This is a genomic window from Okeania sp. SIO2B9, assembly GCF_010672505.1.
GTDB classification, from domain to species: Bacteria; Cyanobacteriota; Cyanobacteriia; order Cyanobacteriales; family Microcoleaceae; genus Okeania; species Okeania hirsuta.
In genome coordinates, this window is the sequence record NZ_JAAHGK010000732.1 from 1 (window position 1) to 3,936 (window position 3,936).

4 protein-coding genes are annotated in these 3,936 nt (G+C 38.9%); all 4 read right to left on the reverse strand.

Annotation, left to right across the window (positions count from 1 at the left end):
- Positions 1–554: 554 nt before the first annotated feature.
- Positions 555–698 (reverse strand): hypothetical protein, encoded by a 144-nt coding sequence (locus F6K13_RS22420; protein ID WP_161564899.1) that lies wholly within the window; start codon positions 696–698, stop codon positions 555–557.
- 52 nt (positions 699–750) lie between these two features.
- Positions 751–1,500: a DUF364 domain-containing protein gene (locus tag F6K13_RS22425; protein WP_192901170.1), complete on the reverse strand. Its 750-nt coding sequence runs from the start codon at positions 1,498–1,500 to the stop codon at positions 751–753.
- 127 nt (positions 1,501–1,627) lie between these two features.
- Positions 1,628–2,608, reverse strand: coding sequence for an endonuclease/exonuclease/phosphatase family protein (locus tag F6K13_RS22430; RefSeq protein WP_124146329.1), 981 nt, complete (start codon positions 2,606–2,608; stop codon positions 1,628–1,630).
- A gap of 188 nt (positions 2,609–2,796) precedes the next feature.
- Positions 2,797–3,645, reverse strand: coding sequence for an FkbM family methyltransferase (locus F6K13_RS22435; RefSeq protein ID WP_205127585.1), 849 nt, complete (start codon positions 3,643–3,645; stop codon positions 2,797–2,799).
- Positions 3,646–3,936 lie beyond the last annotated feature (291 nt).

The following is a 3,936-nucleotide window of genomic DNA, read 5'->3' on the forward strand; positions in this document are numbered from 1 at the left end:
GATAAATAAATAACTACGGAGGAGTCAGGAGTCAGGAGTCAGGAGTCAGGAGAAAAGAGGTAATAAAGAAGAACAACAGGAGAAGAAGGAGAAAGTTTTTTTATAACTAATTATCCGGACATGATATTAGGTTGAAAAAAAGTGCCAGCTTTTCGGTCAAGAAACCTCATGCATATTAGCATTTTGTGCAGACAAGGTCAGAAAAATTAAGGGATAATTCTTCCAACTACATCCTCTGTAATTCTCATTTGTCCTGACTCTTGACTCCTGATTCCTGACTCCTACCCTCACCCATAAGACTTTTTCAGCAAACCCTAATTAGTTATAATAAAGCTCTTATAGTGTTTTTATTTGAACTGGGTAGTTCTACTCGCGTAATGGTGAAGATATATATTTTTGGTGTTGGTGAAGCGCGTGTATGATATTAATCGCGCATTACTTAGGAGTCAGGAGGGAAGAAAGAAGAAGTAAAGAGGAACAGAAGGAGAATGTTTTTTGTTTGCTGGCGCACAAAGCACGTTAACGCAGAGCGCGGAACGGAGTTCTATCCCTAATTATCTGGACATGATATCATACCTCAAATCACCAACGCCATATTTTTTAATTTCTTCCCACACTCCCCATCTCCCCACACTCCCCACGCTCTCTCTACCATTACTATGCACCACTACCTTGAACTGTTCCCTCTCTTGATCCACCTTCCCTTGCGTCTGCTACCGACGGGGGGTCGCACCGCTGTTGCCTCCTATACTACAACTTCAATACATGATATTGCACGCCTGTTTCAAAAATTCTTACCCCACCCCCTTCCGCAACAGTTTGTCTTAAAACTTCAGCATTACTAACAGTAACTCCTGCCAAATAATCAATCCCAAATTCCTTTAACTCTGCTAACCAAGGCATAGTCGGACCCATCAAAACTAACTGAGAATTTTTTGCCAACTCCACTAACCGAGGAAAGGTCTTATTAGCAATAGAAGTCGCTGTCAAAAACACCCATTCCGCCTCCGGTAATAAATATTCTGATGCAGTGTCGGGAAGATCATCTGCTCCCGGTTGCCGTTCGATGACAGTTATTTCCATCTCATTCTCATAACGAGACAACCGAGGATACCTACCAATAATAACAACTTTTTTTCCCCGAATCATTGGTAGAAAATATTCAAATACTGCCAAATTTCCTGGTCCGTATGGAGATAAGGGTTCCGCTTGAGTCGGAAGTCGAGATTGCCCATTTATCTCAGCATTAATAGCTGCCATTCCCACAGTTGCCTCAAAGCTATTCCAAGAGCGTAACCAGGATGCCAACTCTTTCACAGGTTTATTTACCAGAGTTCCTGACCAAGGTAATGTGCGTGTAACTGTACCTGGACTCATACATAAACCAATGCCTTCTGTTTCGCACAAAGTCCAGGTTAAACCAATTAATATTTCTTTGATTGGAGTACTTGTGTTGCCGTAATCTAATAATAAGTCGTATATTTCTTTTGGATGCACCATAGTTTAAAAGTCAAAATTCAAAAGTCAAAATTCAAAAGTTAGATTTGAGTCAAAATTGCCAAATTTTAGGGATTATTTTAATATAATGCCACGATTTGTACTTGAACAAAATACAGGACTACCAAATTTATATTCTGTTACCAGTAATGATTAAATCTGTGATTAAAGGTAAATGATCTGAACCTATATTTTTACCACTTTTTATTTTGACAACCCTAATATTTTGACTTACCAAACAATGGTCTATTGGAATAGATAATAACGGGATGAAGCTTGGCCAAGTGGGAATCATACCAAAGCCTGTTCGTGCATTATACAGTCCAGAATTACGAATCAACTCTTTGTAATATGGAGACCACATCGTTATATTCAAATCCCCAATGACTACAATTGAGCTTTTCTGACTTGCTACATAACTGGCAATTTCTGATAGTTGTTTATTCCTCAAATTAAACTTATATTTTCCAATACTCCAAGTAGGATGGGTTGCTAATATTGAGAGAGTTTTTCCCTGAATCTCAACTTGGGTACTTACGGTTTTTCTTCCTCCTCCTAAATCTTGTATCGATGTATTTTTTAGAGGTATCTTACTATAAACTGCTATTCCCAAATTTATATTTTTACCGAAAGCAATTTGTGGATCTTGATGAATCACCCAATAAGAATAATCTTGTTGTAAAAGTTCTAATTTTTCTGCCCAAGCATCAGTCACTTCTATAAATATGGCTACATCGGGATTTTCTTCTTTGACTTCAGAGATTAATCGCTCATACTGTTGGTTCATATAGAAGACATTCGCTTCCAAAAATCTGATTTTTTGAACGCTCCCATCTTTGATTATATTTCGGGAAATATAAAACGGGATTACTTCTAACAAATTAATCGTCAGGCAGAATAAACTAATCAGCAACCAGAGATAATTGCCAACCCATAAAAAAAACGAGATCCCCAACAAGCTAAGAAATGTATATTGGATTTTAAAATGGCAGGTTAGTTCGAGCAGAAAATGAAACTTCCCTAAATAACTTGCCAGAGAACATAGAGTCACTAAAACGATGGTAATGACAAAAATCAAGTATAGTAGTTTTTCTATCCCCAAAATATCCATTAGATTTCCTGTTATATTATGTCCGGTTGAATAGTTATAAATAAGTAGGGAGGAGTCAGTCCTCAGGAGTCAGAAGTCAGGAGGGAAGAGGAGAAAGTTTTAAGGTCTTAGGAGAAGCAAGTTTTTTGATCGCTAATTATCCGGACATGATATTAATAAAGATATCCAAAATTAGATTTGGAATGGTTTTATTGAGGAAGTGCGAGAACATTTATACTTCCACCAGGAGGACATAATTTTTCGATCGCCTCCTTTGTCATCATAATTGGATATTTAGCAGTTAAATGTACTAATCGATATTGAGCATCTTTTAACTCAGCAAGCAATTTCTCTAACTGTTTTTCCTCTTCCTCATTCTGACGAGCCATCTCAAGAATTATCTTGGGGGAATCTCGTAAAAGCAGTTTCCTTGCACCTTTAAGAACAGCTAGTTCATAGCCATCCACATCTAATTTAATCAGATCGACTTTATTGTGGGGATTCTTCTCGAAATATCCATCAAGTGATATCCCTTGACCCCCATCAGTAGTCATTAATCTTCCTTTGTGTTGTGGGTGCGTCAGTTTGTCCTCGCTCGCCGACAGATTCCAGCTCGAATACACAAAAGATGGCAGTTCTTTTTCCTCCTCTAGTAACATCATCTGCTCAGTCTTAACCCGATTAAGCAAATGAGGGTTTAAAGATAAGTTATTCTGTAACTTACCATAGGCCCATGAGGTTGGTTCAAAAGCAATAACACATCCATCAACTCCCACATATTGAGCTAAGGGAAGGGTTAGTGCGCCGATGTTAGCACCGATATCCACAACAACATCTCCAGGCTTAACAATACGCTTTAGTTCCTTGATTGTTTCTGGCTCGTAAACTCCTAAATAAATGGCAAGGTCTATACCCTCTTTTAAATCAAGAGACCAATGTAAACCTCGACGATATACTTTAGTAATTGATGAAAGCCCAAAGATTGCTCTAAACCCAACAATCAAATTACTAATAAATCGGGCAATTGTGATTTTTTTCTCAGTTGGAAGTTTCACCATGTCATTTCAGTTATCAGTTATCAATTATCAGTTATCAATTATCAGTACCTCTGGCTGTTTGCGCAGCATGACCTAGGAAACCCAGAGGCTTGAAATACGGAAACTTAATTTTTTCATCCCCTTAAAAGGGGAAGCTTTAGACTTTATTTTTTGGTAAAATTACCAGCCCGCCACAAAACCGACCAGGCCCGCATCCGCCCCCAGCGCGTGCAGATGGTGGAGGAGTTCGCCTATCGCCGCAGCGGTGGCAAGTGGGAACCGGCCGAAGGGATGGAAAAGGGTCGGGGGACC

What these genes read in the sequence shown, in the direction of transcription:
- F6K13_RS22430 (WP_124146329.1), bottom strand. Translation starts at nt 2,608, where the DNA reads ATGGATATTTTGGGGATAGAAAAACTACTATACTTGATTTTTGTCATT.
- F6K13_RS22425 (WP_192901170.1), bottom strand. Translation starts at nt 1,500, where the DNA reads ATGGTGCATCCAAAAGAAATATACGACTTATTATTAGATTACGGCAAC.
- F6K13_RS22435 (WP_205127585.1), bottom strand. Translation starts at nt 3,645, where the DNA reads ATGGTGAAACTTCCAACTGAGAAAAAAATCACAATTGCCCGATTTATT.